Source organism: Bacteroides sp. 90-K9/2 (assembly GCF_047310725.1).
Lineage (GTDB): Bacteria > Bacteroidota > Bacteroidia > Bacteroidales > Bacteroidaceae > Bacteroides > Bacteroides vicugnae.
The window spans coordinates 126,739-141,121 of sequence record NZ_JBCGVL010000009.1 but is presented as its reverse complement, the minus strand read 5'-3'; the positions used below and the strand labels follow the sequence as shown (position 1 = coordinate 141,121).

General features: G+C 37.8%; 12 protein-coding genes and 1 pseudogene. 6 read left to right on the top strand and 7 right to left on the bottom strand.

Translation table 11 applies throughout. The features are described 5' to 3' along the window. Positions 1-5 precede the first annotated feature (5 nt). Complete coding sequence (locus AAHJ11_RS18380; RefSeq protein WP_148367120.1) at positions 6-1,232, bottom strand: fimbrial protein; 1,227 nt, start codon at positions 1,230-1,232, stop codon at positions 6-8. Between the two features lie 310 nt (positions 1,233-1,542). Between AAHJ11_RS18380 and AAHJ11_RS18375 the strand changes: the two genes are divergently transcribed. Further along, positions 1,543-2,427 carry a helix-turn-helix domain-containing protein gene (locus AAHJ11_RS18375; protein ID WP_148367119.1) on the top strand — a complete coding sequence of 295 codons (885 nt, stop codon included), beginning with the start codon at positions 1,543-1,545 and terminating at the stop codon, positions 2,425-2,427. Between the two features lie 222 nt (positions 2,428-2,649). Here AAHJ11_RS18375 and AAHJ11_RS18370 read toward each other — a convergent pair whose 3' ends face one another. Then, positions 2,650-3,867, bottom strand: a complete 1,218-nt coding sequence (locus tag AAHJ11_RS18370) for a site-specific integrase (RefSeq protein ID WP_148367118.1) — start codon at positions 3,865-3,867, stop codon at positions 2,650-2,652. A 548-nt stretch (positions 3,868-4,415) separates the two neighbouring features. On the opposite strand from AAHJ11_RS18370, the gene AAHJ11_RS18365 reads away from it, so the two are divergent. Then, positions 4,416-4,901 (top strand): hypothetical protein, encoded by a 486-nt coding sequence (locus AAHJ11_RS18365; protein ID WP_148367117.1) that lies wholly within the window; start codon positions 4,416-4,418, stop codon positions 4,899-4,901. A gap of 81 nt (positions 4,902-4,982) precedes the next feature. After that, positions 4,983-6,095: a hypothetical protein gene (locus tag AAHJ11_RS18360; protein ID WP_148367116.1), complete on the top strand. Its 1,113-nt coding sequence runs from the start codon at positions 4,983-4,985 to the stop codon at positions 6,093-6,095. A gap of 87 nt (positions 6,096-6,182) precedes the next feature. On the opposite strand, the gene AAHJ11_RS18355 is transcribed toward AAHJ11_RS18360, so the two are convergent. The 3 genes from AAHJ11_RS18355 to AAHJ11_RS18345 all read right to left on the bottom strand — a co-directional run bounded on the left by AAHJ11_RS18355 (position 6,183) and on the right by AAHJ11_RS18345 (position 9,288). After that, entirely contained in the window at positions 6,183-7,376 is a 1,194-nt protein-coding gene (locus AAHJ11_RS18355) for a type II restriction endonuclease (RefSeq protein ID WP_148367115.1), read from the bottom strand. Then, positions 7,330-8,667 (bottom strand): DNA (cytosine-5-)-methyltransferase, encoded by a 1,338-nt coding sequence (gene dcm / locus AAHJ11_RS18350; protein ID WP_148367114.1) that lies wholly within the window; start codon positions 8,665-8,667, stop codon positions 7,330-7,332. The genes AAHJ11_RS18355 and dcm overlap by 47 nt, the downstream gene beginning before the upstream one ends. A 168-nt stretch (positions 8,668-8,835) precedes the next feature. Continuing rightward, the gene (locus tag AAHJ11_RS18345) at positions 8,836-9,288 is read right to left on the bottom strand and encodes a very short patch repair endonuclease (RefSeq protein ID WP_148367113.1); all 453 of its coding nucleotides are present in this window, start codon (positions 9,286-9,288) and stop codon (positions 8,836-8,838) included. A gap of 192 nt (positions 9,289-9,480) precedes the next feature. Between AAHJ11_RS18345 and AAHJ11_RS18340 the strand changes: the two genes are divergently transcribed. The 3 genes from AAHJ11_RS18340 to AAHJ11_RS18330 all read left to right on the top strand — a co-directional run bounded on the left by AAHJ11_RS18340 (position 9,481) and on the right by AAHJ11_RS18330 (position 13,001). After that, positions 9,481-11,136, top strand: a complete 1,656-nt coding sequence (locus AAHJ11_RS18340) for a tetratricopeptide repeat protein (RefSeq protein ID WP_148367112.1) — start codon at positions 9,481-9,483, stop codon at positions 11,134-11,136. A 162-nt stretch (positions 11,137-11,298) separates the two neighbouring features. Next, a complete protein-coding gene (locus AAHJ11_RS18335; RefSeq protein ID WP_148367111.1) occupies positions 11,299-11,703 on the top strand; it encodes a hypothetical protein in 405 nt (134 codons plus the stop codon). Between the two features lie 11 nt (positions 11,704-11,714). Continuing rightward, positions 11,715-13,001, top strand: coding sequence for a leucine-rich repeat protein (locus AAHJ11_RS18330; RefSeq protein WP_413579974.1), 1,287 nt, complete (start codon positions 11,715-11,717; stop codon positions 12,999-13,001). A 93-nt stretch (positions 13,002-13,094) separates the two neighbouring features. Here the strand turns inward: AAHJ11_RS18330 and AAHJ11_RS18325 are convergent, their stop codons facing one another. Together AAHJ11_RS18325 and AAHJ11_RS18320 are read right to left on the bottom strand one after the other, a co-directional pair. Further along, complete coding sequence (locus AAHJ11_RS18325) at positions 13,095-13,802, bottom strand: TIGR02757 family protein (protein ID WP_148367110.1); 708 nt, start codon at positions 13,800-13,802, stop codon at positions 13,095-13,097. A 42-nt stretch (positions 13,803-13,844) separates the two neighbouring features. Then, positions 13,845-14,300: pseudogene (locus AAHJ11_RS18320) on the bottom strand (MATE family efflux transporter); the annotation flags it as partial. Positions 14,301-14,383 lie beyond the last annotated feature (83 nt).

The following is a 14,383-nucleotide window of genomic DNA, read 5'->3' as shown; positions in this document are numbered from 1 at the left end:
GAGAATTATTGGAAATCTTTTGTGATTTCGTCGGTTGTTGTCCAGTGTGCAACAGTTACAGTTACCGTAACTGAAGCGTCTACACTCGGCTTAGTCGGATCGTCACCACCGCCACCTGCATTGCCGCCGGGTTTAAAACTACCTTTCAAAGACAGAGCCATGTCATAAGTCTTTCCGGCTGCAAGAAGCGGTTGGGTAGTACCATTAGCTCCAGCTTCACCAAAATACATTGTAAAGTACTTGGTCAAAAGCTCATCCGGATTTGTTGACTGGTCTTTTGATCTCCATAAAACTTCAATAACAAGACCGGTCGGATGGGCAGAAGCAGGGGAATTTTCAAACAGATACCAGGATTTACTTGAAAGGGCGTTATCTATTTGATTGGCATTAGCAGTGCTCTCCACAAGATCCGCAGCGGCTGCAAGATAATCACCTGTTTGCTTCGGCTCACCGATGTTGTTGTCTGCCCATGTCCACGGTGCAACACCCCATGCCACACCACCTGCAAAAGCGTAAGTCTGCGGAACAAATCCTTCCCACGCTCCAGTATTGGCCGGAACAAGAGGTGATTTTGTCTGGGCCGTCATCATATAAACCTTTTTAATGGTAAACCATTTTGTATTATCAGTAGTCAATTCTGTTTCAGTAGCAGCATAATTCTGGCCAGCTGTCCATGCAATCTTTACCGTCTTGATCCTAGCTGCCACAAAATGTAACTGGACGCTAGCTGTACCCGTATTATCATTAAATGTGATCGCACCCATTCCACTTGAATACAAATTGTCCTTGCTCTGGTTTACAGTAACTTTACCAGCACCGTCGGTAGCAATAGAAGAGAAATCAAGCTTTTGGAGCTGGGAAAGACTGGCTATGCCATCAAATGTACCATCCCCGGTCTTGTCACCGAGATTGGCTATTACAACTACTTCAGCGGCATCCGTAGTAGTAGTTATCGGATTACCGATATTAGCAGCCTCTATAAACTGTGGCGCACCCACAATGAAGCCTGTCTGGTTAAAGAAAAACACAGTAACATTCTTAATAGTAGCACCGTCTTCGGTAGCAGCTTCCGACGTACCCGCCGCCCTTGTGTTTACTCCATCTCCTTCTAATTTAAGGGTCACTGTTGCCTTTGGGGCATCACTCCCCGAAGGAGCCACATCGTCACTCTGCGAACAACTTGCCAATGCCGCTATCGCACACATCGACAAAAATAAACTTTTTACTTTCATTCAGTAGTTTTTAATTAAAAAATTGATAAGTTATTTACTTTAAATTTAAATATTTCTTTCACCTTTATCCATCTCTATTCCATAATAGAGAGTAGCACAAATAAACTGCATATACATCACCGTATATTACTATATATCAATACATTACAATTATTTACGAATGTAACAGCTGTTTCAGAATCAATAAATGAAGAATAAAACAAAACAATGTTCAAACAAAAAGCTGATATTTAATTTATTAATAAAATAGATTCTGAAACAATTGTGAAACAAAGAAAATCGCACAGGTCAAACAATTTTAATAATATTCATAAAAACAAAACATATGGAAAGCGAGTTGCTATACATCGAAGAGCATTTGTCATGTCAAAACTATATGACTACTATCGAAACCGGATTCAAATTTATTGAATTTACGGAAGATACGGAATTTGGAGAAGACAACACAAATAAAAACTACCTTTTATTCTTTCTCAAAGGTGACATAACTATAAGCTACAACCAGTTTCACAACAAGCCGTTCCAAACAGGCGACATGATATTGATTCCACGTTCTTCATTATTTAAAGGAGTGGCCCCCAAAGAATCAAAGTTGCTTTTAATGTTTTTCGATATACCAGAAAACAGCTGCGACAAACTACTATTACAATCATTATCAAATATTTGCGAGAATATGGAATACCTGTTCGAACCGATTAAAATACGTTATCCGCTGACTCCCTTTTTAGAGGTACTGATCCACTGCATCAGAAATGGCATGAACTGTTTACACCTGCACACACTGATGCAACAGGAATTATTCTTCCTACTTCGCGGGTTTTATGAGAAAAAAGATATTGCAACATTGTTTTATCCTATTATTGGAAAAAGCATTGACTTTAAAGATTTTATCATGAACAACTATACCAAAGTGAATAATATTGAGAAACTAATTTCTCTGTCCAATCTGGGGAGAAGTTGTTTTTTTGCAAGATTCAACGAAGTATTCGGAATGACAGCCAAACAATGGATGCTGAAACAAAGAAACCAACTGATTTTGAAAAAACTGACTGAACCGGGGATATGTATAAAAGATGTCATCGAAGAACTGGGATTTGACTCACAAGGTTATTTTGGCCGTTACTGCAAGCAGCATTTCGGATGCACTCCCAAACAATTAATTAAGCGCTATCAGGCTAATAATGAAACAAATTAGCAAGTATTTTCCATGTTTGTACAAAATGAACAAATTTTCGGACTTTATTGCAATTAATATAAAAGAAATATAAGCTTACTTTGCAACGTGAAAACAAATAAATCAATAGAACCCTTTTTGTGCTACTCTCTATTATGGAATAGATTACAATAGTGCAAATATATATAAAATATTAATACCTGCAATTTTTTATCAGGAATTATAGTATGAAAAATCTTACTTTTAGAACAATTTAGTCACTATACTATTCACCTTATCAAGTTGGGAAACGTCGAATTCCTTCAAATAAATACGGGTCATTTCTTCTGATGTATGTCCCAATCCTGCACTAATCACGGAAACCGGCGCACCACAGTCACGGGCGAGGGTAGCCCAAGTATGGCGGGCTGTATAAGTAGTCAAAGGTATTTTGACATCAATCATGGCAGCTATTCTTTTCAAATGCCGGTTTATACGCCCCAAGGCCAGACGGTACTGCGTATATTCTGAAGAAGAATTGTCACGGATAATCGGAAATACATATTTTCCTTCTGTTTCATACTTATCCATCAACTCCTGCATTTGAGGCGTTACGGCAATGCGAATAAATTGCTTAGACTTATGCCGGGAATAGGTCAACACACCATTATAAATATCAGATTTCTTCAAAAGGACAATATCCACAAAGGCCATTCCCTGCGCATAGAAGCTAAACAAATACAGGTCACGGGCAAACTTCAGTTCAGGAGCATCCTCTAGTTTGAGATTCGCCAGAGCTTGAAGATCCTCACGGCTCAAGGCACGCTTCACTGTTTTAGCCGGACGCGTCTGCGCTTTCACAAAGGGATATTCTCCATGAGGATGATAGCCATCCACCACAGCCTGATTATAAAGAGTCCGCAAATTCCGCAAATAATAGCTCACCGTATTTTCGGCAACTCCATTATTATACAAAAAATCCTCATAGCGCCGGATAAAACGTAAATCAATCTCTAGCATCCGGATGTCCGAACCGTCCAGAAACTTAGCCAATGATGAACGCGTGCTTTTATATGCCGCAGCCGTCCCCTCTTTCTTCAACTTTTTTTTCCGTTCAATTTGTGTATCAATATAGCGCAGTATGTAAAATTGCTGTCTTACGTTCGCACGGGTGAATTGTGCCAATACATCTTCTACTGTAAAAGGCTCCGTTGTCCGTTCAAGCTGCCGGATCCGTGTATGAATCATATTTTTCATTTTCCGCAGTTCACGATTCATCTTTGTGATGTCCGTAGCGGTTAGTGTGGCATCCGTACCATCAACAATCTTTTCCTCTGCCTCATTGAATACTTCCTCTTTTAACCGGAATCCGGTATATAACAGTTTCTTTCTCCTACTATGTATCACTTGAAACACCAAAGGATAAGTACCATTATTCAATCTCCTGCCCTTATTCAGCATAAGCCTAACTGATGTTGTCATATTCTTCCCTTCCTTTTTTGCTATTATTTGCACATTATTTAAATTTCCAACCTGCCCCTCACAAGCCAAAACAAGGAGTGCCATAAAAGGTTTTGCAAGTTCAAGAATACTTGGAGTATAAATATAGTTAAATTATACGCTCATATATTTATTCTGTTTTAATTACATAGCTTCTATATATATGCGCATAAATTAAACAAGTACGGAAATAGTCATATTTTATTACACAAATAACAGATTCAAGCTATTATTCATTTTGAAAAATCAGAATATTACGTATAGCTTTGCAATATGGATTTTAAGGAGCCGTCCGTTCCTTTAAAAGGAAGAGGTCGTTCCTCGGTGTGCAACGGGTCGTTCCTTTTAAAGGAACGACCCGTTGGTTTTAAAGGAAAACCAGCATTTGTAACCGTTTGAATTTCAACTTCTTACTGAATTAAAATTCCGTCCCGTACCCATGGAATTTTCTCTAACAAACACGACGGAATCTGCCGACTCAAGCGGCAATTAGCATACAAGAAATTTCAACAATTCAAAATTCAAATCCCATGGTTACAGTTACGTTTGCCATTAAGCCATATCTGGCGAAGTATATGTATGTCCGGTACGGACTAAGTTCAGAACCTCTATCGCACAACAATCCGCCTTCAAGGCTCCCTATTCCAATCCACCTCTCCCACCTCACTCCCATTTATCACTTCTTACATCAGTTATCCGTTCCTCATCCGCAAGGTGTATCCTGGAAAGAAATAGGAAATATCACTTTCGTTCTTCCCAACCCAAGACAAGGGAAGAGTCCGGAAGTTTATAATTACTTCGGTCAGGACAGTATCTTTATTATTGAAAATGAAATTGAGGTAGAAATGAAAGCGGAGCTTTATTCATTCCTGCTAGAAAATAAGTTCAAAAATGGGGTGATGTATATAAAGTCAATGCATGAGTTCGTGGTGAAGTACGATATGGTGGAGTCAATGGAAGAGGAAAGTTTGATGAGAGGGTTTCAGAGGTGGAGGAAGAAAATGAAGGAAGAATAATTTTCATCTAAAAAAAATCCTACAAATATCATATCATCCAAAATACTTTTTATAAATTTGTCAAAAATAAGACATAAAGCCATGAAATACTACATAAATCTTTTTTCTCCTAACACTGCATTGGCATTTTCTGAATCTAACCAAGAAATCAGCGGATTCCGCATATCTCGTAAGGCATATGTAGAAAATCAACACATAAACATTGGCGATAAGTTCATATGTTATTGCACCAAAATTCAACGTTTTATCGGAATATTAGAAATTACAAGTAATTTCTTTATAGACTCAAAACCTATATTTACCCAAGAGGATGATCCTTTCACTTTGAGATTCAAAGTAAAACCAATTGCATGGCTACCATTAGAAAAGGGAATTCCGATACACGAAAATATCATTTGGAACCATCTATCATTTACCCAAAAGTTACCAAGTGATAGCGCCAGATGGACTTATATGGTATTTTCCAGTCCCAGACTTTGGCCAAAAGAAGATTGTAAATACCTTGAACAAGTTATTTTACAACAACAATCTGAAATGAAAGACTATCCTTTTTCAGGAGCTGAAAAGAAAAAAGTACGTTCATTGACAAAGGTCAGAGTTTCCAGTGAGAAAGAAACGGTCATAGAAATACCTGACGAAACATCACAAAATAAAGCCAATACAAGTAAAGAAGAAAGAGAATCTATTCAGATACAAGCTACTTTAGCCGAAATAGGTGAAAAATTGGGCTATAAAATTTGGTTGCCCAAATCAGACAGAAGTAGAGTCTTAAACAAGTGGAAGCCATTACAAAATAATACCTTATTAGAAAATCTACCATTAGTGTTTGATGGCCCAACTCTTAAAGTTATAGAGAATATAGATGTATTATGGATAAAACGACATTCCATAGTCAGAGCGTTTGAGGTAGAAGGAACAACCGCCATTTATTCCGGTATTTTAAGAATGGCTGACTTATTAGCCCTTCAACCAATGCTTGACATAAAAATCCACATCGTTGCTTCCATCGAACGCAGGGAAGCTGTATTCGAACAAATCAACCGACCGGTCTTTGCTTTTATGGAAAAAGGGCCTCTTGCGGAAATATGTACTTTCATTTCTTATGAATCAGTGAAAGAATTGAGAAAAGAACCTCATTTAGAACATATGAATGATAGTATAGTTGATGAGTATGTTGAGTATTCTAACGATTGATTACGCTCAAACAGTTGATTAAAATTTATTCATATTGAAAATAAAAAATTCGGAGCTCTCCATACTGTTATGAAGAACTCCTGGTTTTTATATAAAATAATGTTTTGGTAAATGTTCCTGCTTCTCCTTTACCATTAAGACAAATCCTAGAAGATCTTTTATTTCATCTTGATAGTCTCGTGGAAAACTTGAAATATACTTTTGAGGAACAACAAGTGTAAGTCGGGAATCGTGCATCTCTTTTAACTGATTCTTTGATATTCCCTGCTGAAGAGTAAATAAAAATTTATCATCCACACGATCCGCCTCCGTCAATACTTGCCGCCAACGATCTTTGCAAGTAGTCTTAGCCCCCAAAACGATAAGGTCCTCAGCCGGAAATTGTATATTGCGATAACATTTACTATTTGGAAAAAGAAAATCCGGTTTTTTATTATCTTCAGTTACAGCTTGCTCCTCAAAAACAAGTGCATTATGTACAAATATATCAGATAAATGATGCTCTAATGATTTACCGGCACGAGACTTACGACGATTAAGTACTTCGTTAGCTGTTTGTATAAATGTATCAATACTATCAAAAGAATGTGTTATTATATCCACATAAAATTTTTCTTCCATACATTTAAACAGTCGGAATTCAGTATCTACCCAATTCAACAAGACATCATCAGGATTAGTTTTAAAAACATTTTCACTAATTTTATAAGCCTTATTATAACATTCTCGTGCTCCTAATGCCATTTGTCGAGTGTCTGGAAATTTATCAAAACGACTAACAAAATCATGGAAGAGTTGCACTATTTTTTCGTCTGGTTTAATAACACCCGCTACATCTATTAATTGATTTGTTTCGTCTGGAGCAAGATTGAAATAAGCAAAAAATCCATCTATATCTTCATCAGCACTAAGAACATAGCCCAAATAATCTTCTTCAGTATATTTAGCAATAATGAGTAAATCTCCAACATTATCATCTTGAAAAAAAGGAAAGCCACGACCAAAACGGGTTATACGATACTCATTACGTGTACCTTGTCCATAATATTTCATACAACTTTCCGTTGTAAAGTCATCCTGCCATTTTATTTGTACAGTTTTCTCCTTGTTTTCCCCTTTCTTTCCCGGTTCATCAAAAAGTAAACTCGATGCACACTTAGGTATATAAAAACCTGCTTGATGACTTCCTGTTGCACCTGTATCATTTCCAGTTATAAACCGGCACCAAGCAGCCTTAGATTGCTGCACACTCTGTATCGCAGAGTCCAGAATGTTGCTCATAATTATTGATTGTTTTAATAATTTGTTCAGAAACTGCAGTTATGAGTGGAACTACTACAGAATTTCCACACTGCCGATACGCTTGTACATCAGAGACTTGATCTAAACGATATTTATCAGGATAGCCCATCAATCGAGCACATTCACGAGGTGACAATCTTCTAGGATTTTTCCCATTTCCTTGTGGAACAAGTATTTCTGAACCATCTTTATAGTAACGGGCACTCAATGTACGAGAGATACCGTTAAGATCAACCATCCCAAACCCAAAACCATTTCCTTTTACGCGATGTTTCTCTGCATAGTTCTGTAAATAACTCCAAAGTTTATCACTCAATGTATATTTATCATCAACATCCGGCTCTAAAATCTCCCGTATGCCCCGTGTAGATTGTTTTTGTTCAGGAAAACAGAATTGTTCTTTCCCATGAAAAATTTCACGATTAAATCCAACAATCATAATACGCTCCCGATGCTGAGGTACATAAGCCTGCCCATCCATAACCAGAAAATGAATCGAATAATTCAATTCTTCCAGTGTACCTTTTATAATCTTAAAGGTATTGCCCTTATCATGTGACAACAAATTCTTCACATTTTCCAAATAAAATGCTTTAGGGCGATGACGACTAATAATATCCGCTACATCAAAGAAAAGTGTACCTTGAGTTTTGTCCTTAAAGCCCGTTTCCCGTCCTAAACTTTTCTTTTTAGAAACACCGGCAATAGAAAAAGGTTGGCAAGGAAAACCTGCGCATAAAATATCAAAGTATTGAGGTATATAACTTTTAGTAACTTCTTTCGTTATATCTCCAAATGGCATTTCACCAAAGTTCGCCAAATAAGTTTTTTGAGCATATTTATTCCATTCCGAAGAAAAAACACATTTTCCACCTTGTGCCTGCATCGCCAAACGAAAACCTCCCATGCCTGCAAATAAATCAATAAAAGTAAATTGGGGAGATTGAGGACTAGGGAAAGGAACCCTAAAAAAGTCAGAAAAGAGACTATACTCAACAGGGTTTTCAGCAACCTTCATTACATACTCTTCAGTTATCGTCTCTTCCTTATTACTTTTTTTTCGCTCCAAAAATTCCCGGATAGTATATAATATTTCTTTCTTACTTTGTTCATTACCAACACAATCATTATTATGCAGGTAATGGCTTAACACTGCCAATTGGTTCTCCCAACTAGTTTCGCCATATATCTTGATGCCATTTTGTACATCAACCTCTTCCGGAAAGTCAACGAGTTTTATATCTTGTATGATTAGTTGCTTAGCTGTCATTCAATTATTGATTTGGATACAAAAATATAGTTTTTTATCGAGAATAACGAATCCCATCTTCACTAATAGTATTAATAACCTAAATAAGAGAGAACAAAGCTGGTGTACATCATTGCCCTGAAAAACATTCCATTCTAACTTTTTTAACGATTAGCCAAACTAATACAGTCAGTCTATATGTTTTGCATTATAGTTTTCTAATACTATCTTATTCAAAGTATATAACAACCCTTTCAAATTTTGGTCCCGAACTTTACTTTTCAACTGACATTCCCATAATAAAATAACATGCCATCCCATAGTCCGGAGTTGCATTCGTTCTTTTAGATCCCGTTCTTTATTCTTCTCTATTTTTTCCTTCCAGAATTCTGTATTGGTCTTCGGCAAAACATAATATTTACACCCTTCATGTCCATGCCAGAAACAGCCATTTACAAAGATCACTGTTCTATACTTTCTTAACACAATATCAGGAGTTCCTGGCAACTTTTTCACATTAACACGAAAACGAATACCTTGGGAAAATAGATATTTCCGCACAAGAATCTCCGGCCTCGTATTTTTACTACGAATATTCGACATGCACTTCCGCCGTTGCTCTTTTGTTAAAACGTCTACCATACCTCAACAAAATTTAAATACAAAAGATAAATGATTCCTAATGCAAAGATAAAAATTATCATCCATGAATTACAATATTAAACACAAAGAATGCACTCATTATCTCTTCAATTTCCACACTCTCAAAACAAGCGCCGAAATATTTATAGACGCCTTTAACTAAACTCGAAATATTTTTATTACATTCACAGCATGAAATGCAGAATTATACTCATACTATTAGCTATTCTCTTTTTTACAGGATGCTATAACAGAGAACAGATTTCCCGGCTCGACGAGGCGGAAGCACTGTTACAAAACAAGCCGGATAGTGCCTTAACAATATTACAACAACTCAAATCAGAAGGCAGTCAGGCTGAACAGGCCAGATATGCGTTGCTTTATTCCGAAGCTTTAGACAAAAATCATATCAAAGCAACAAATGATTCGCTGATTCGTCGGGCTTGGGAGTATTACAAACATCATCCCAAAGATTTACGCAGTCAATGCAAAACTCTCTATTATTGGGGAAAAGTCAAACTGCGCGCAGGAGACAAGCCGGGAGCGTTACGCCTTTTCCTGAAAGTTGAAGAGAAATTGAAAGATACCAATGAACCTTATTATGCAGGGCTTTTATACAGGCAGATCGGTGAAGTGTATTATGAACAGATGAACTATAGCCGGGCTTATCATTATTTTCGCGAAGCTCGCAATAACTTCCGACAATCTGATAACACTCGCGAAGAAACAGAATCAACTCTTGATATGGCAGCCGCAACTTTTCATTCGAAAGATATAGAGAAAGCTATGCGGCTCTATTCTGCCGCCCTTGATTTAGCTGATGAGCACAAGTACGATAAGTTAGCCAAAGCCAGTCTCACCAATCTTGCCTCTCTTTATGTGGTGTCAAGCAAAAAACAGATTCCTCATGACCTGCTGCAACGTATTGAACTCTCTGCCCGACAAGATACGTTATACGGATATCATACATTAGTAGATGTGAATCTTCTAAAGAACCGTATAGACAGCGCACGCTACTATCTGGCACTCGCAGAAGCACACACAACCGATATTCGTGATATGGCAGACCTGCAATACACCGCTTATCGGATTGAAGCACAGGCCAGGAACTTCGAGAAAGCGACGGAGAAGATACATCATTATATCTATCTGACTGACTCACTGACACGTTCGAATATGCAATTCTCTGCCGGTATGGTGGAACGTGATTATTTCAAGGAACGATCCAAATTTGCCGAATATCGGATGAAGAACCGTACTATTTGGGAGATTGCCGTAGCAACCGTAATTCTTCTGATAATAGGGGTAGCATACTACATCATCCGCCAACGTCTGCGCTTGCAACGCGAACGTACCGACCGCTATCTGCTATTGGCAGAAGAAGCCAACTCTCAATACAAAACCTTGACAGAATACATGGAAGGACAGCAGAATGCGGAAAATCATTTAAAAGGTTTGGTAGCTTCACGCTTTGACATCATTGACAAACTGGGAAAAACTTACTACGAGCGAGAGAATACTGCATCGCAACAGGCAGCCATGTTCCACGAAGTGAAACAGATTATCACTGATTTTGCAGAGAACAATGAAATGCTGCAAGAGCTGGAACTTATCGTGAACACCTGCCATGACAATGCTATGGAAAAACTACGGAATGATTTTCCGGCAATGAAAGAAGCTGACATCCGGTTGCTCTGCTATATTTTCGTAGGTTTTTCTCCACAAGTAATCAGTTTGTTTATGAAAGATACCGTTGCTAATGTATATGCCCGTAAATCACGACTCAAATCACGTATCAAATCGGCAGAATCCACTAATAAAGACCTGTTTTTAGCACTTTTCGGATAGGTGTTAGACCAGTGTTAGAAATCCCCAAAACACAGTTTAACTAATACACTGAATACCAACATATTCAAAAACAAAGTGTTAGATTTATCAGATTACTTCATAACTCAAAATTGATGCGATCTTACTATTTTTGCATTCGAAAAAATGAAAAAAGAAAAGATTATGAGAAAGATTGTTATTCTACTATGCACCATGCTTTTCATGGTAGCATGCGAAAAAGGAAATGAAGAAGTGAGAGAAGCTAAGGTAATAGTAGCCGTTTATGATGAGAATGGAAAAATTATAACGGATGTTCCCGTGAAAATGTATAATGAAAAAGATTATAGGACTTTTGAAAAAGATAATTTAACCCGACCTACTGCAGTCATCCAAACAAATGAAAGTGGTATAGCAACCTTTGTACTACCACGCGAAGAATGGTTCGCAACACAATCGCAACGGTTACTGACATTCGTGGTACAAAAAGGAGGCGGTCCCGACAACTACCAGATATGGTCTGCCGGCAAAACTGTAGAAGCCGGAAAAGTCATAAAAATTGAAATACGTTTAACCCAATTCCCTAACTAAACTTTTATCACATGAAACAAACTAGACTCTATATAGTTGTGGCATCTTGTTTGCAAATAATTTTAGGAGCTGTATTATTAAGTTGCAGCACCGAAAATGATGAATACAAGAAAGATTCACCTTCGGCTGAAAATCCTTCTGAATCCACCGGAGCCTTACTTGAGGATTTCTCCATAGAACAATTGCCCGCAAAAACAATTTATGCATTAGGAGAGAATATAGACTTAACCGGCCTTAACGTGACAGGAAAATATGATGACGGGAAACAACGACCTGTGAAAGTTTCTCCGGAACAGCTTAGTGGTTTCTCTTCATCTGCGCCTGTCGAAAAACAGGAAGTAACCATCACAATAGAAGGAAAACAGAAAAGCTTTTCCGTTCAGATTTCACCCGTCCGTGTAGAAAATGGAGTATTGACGGAAGTTTTGAAAGGACATAATGAAATCACACTTCCCAATAGTGTGAAGTCCATTCCTAAGGCTGCTTTCAGAGGTAGTCAAATAAACAAGGTGGTACTCAACGAAGGATTGCAATCTATTGGAGATATGGCTTTCTTCAATTCAACCGTTCAGGAAATTGTATTTCCGACGACTCTGGAACAACTTGAAGAAAACATATTCTATTATTGCCGGAATCTGAAAAAAGCAGATTTGAGCCGGACTAAGCTCACCAAACTTCCCGCCAGCACTTTTGTATATGCAGGCGTTGAAGAAGTGCTGTTACCTGTGACACTGAAGGAAATCGATGCGCAGGCATTTCTTAATACTTCCCAACTGAAAACGATTGAGATTCCGGAAAATGTAAGAACAATAGGTTTGGAAGCATTTCGGGAAAGTGGTATTACGACCGTGAAGCTGCCGAATGGTATTACAACTATAGCTCAAAGAGCCTTTTATTACTGTCCGGAATTAACGGAAGTGACAACCTACGGAACCGTTTTCAATGATGATCCCGAGGCTATGATTCACGCCTACTGCCTTGAAGGATGTCCGAAATTAGCTCACTTCGAAATCCCTAAAAGTATTCGGATATTGGGGCAGGGATTACTGGGTGGTAATAGAAAAATGACTCAACTAACCAGTCCGTCAAACGTCGCACAGATTAATTTTTCAGCTTTCAATAATACAGGTATTAAAGAAGTAAAGGTAGAAGGGATAACACCTCCGCAGGTATTTGAAAAAATATGGTACGGATTCCCGGACGATATTACTGTCATTCGTGTTCCTGCCGGATCTGTGGAAAAATACAAGAATGCAAATGGTTGGAGGGATTTCACAAACAAAATAACAACGTTTTAACAGTTCTCTATTTTTTCGATTATAATCCCAAAAGTTGGTTTAACATCCACTTTTCCGATTATAATCGAAAAATTCATTTTATTAGGACATATATTAAATCTCCCCATTCACTCCCAATCCAAACAGGGCAAAATCGCCCAAACAAGGATCCTCCGGAAAGACCTCACCCAATGCCATCGTTATCTGACGGGCATTTTTCAAAGAAAAAGTTTCCGTATCTGTCAACTTGAAATAATGCGCTACCCGGCAGACATGTGTATCTAAAGGAACAATCAAATCTCTGCGATCAAAACTTTCCCAAATCCCCAAATCGACCTCCGAATCCCGACGAATCATCCAACGCAAAAACATATTCAGTTTCTTTTGAGGACTTTTAGCAGAGACTTCAAGAAATGCACATAACTTTTCCATTGGTATTCCGGGATATAACATCAAAGCTTCCTCCAGACTTTCAAACTGTGTATAAGCTGTATATAATCGCCGAAAGTATCCATAAAAATCAGCATACGACAACATCCGATAAAAGCTATTGGTCGCTCCCGAAGGAAAATCCTTCTCCCACTGGCGGGACAATACATATCGATAAGGTGAATCTCCCATTAATCTATGCAGTTCGTCCGCCTTTTTCAAAATCTGTTTACGATTGCCAAAACTCATAATCGCCGTCAGCAAACCGCTGACTTCGATATCCTGTTTCAGCGTATAACGATGGGGAAACTGCACCGGATCACTTATAATAAAGTCTGCACGATGATAAATCTCCGCACACATCAAAAGTTTATTCTTTATATCTTCAGTCATTTTGAGAAAGTATCAAGTATTGAAAGCACAAAAGTACATATTCTAGTTGGATTTCCTCTTTAAGTAAATGACAGATTGTATCCCTAATAAAATAACAAACAGATATTCTGCCATCATATACACAGTCAGAGAAGCATGAAAACATTCACTTAACAGATACAGATAAATCAAATATACAAGAATGGTGATTAACTGGAAGATAAAAGCGAGCTTCGTCTTTCCTGTACCGGTAACAGCATTGATATAAACATATCCGGGCAGTGCAAAAGTATAATTCAACAGCATAACTATAAAAGGATAGAAAGCTAATCTCACCAGATTATCGTTATTCGTATAAAATCCGACAATCCATTGATTGCTCCAAAGAGCTATCCCTATCAACGGAAGTCCCACCACATAGCCCAGCTTAAGAACTTTACGACAAACAGGAAAAAGTTCTTTCCCCGCTCCTGCTCCAATCAAATTACTGACTAACGCTCCCGTAGTGGATACCAAAGATAATAAATCTTACTTTATATCACAATGTGGTACGGTATTAGCAGATTACTTATAGTAAAGAGATGTATTAAAAACATTGATTA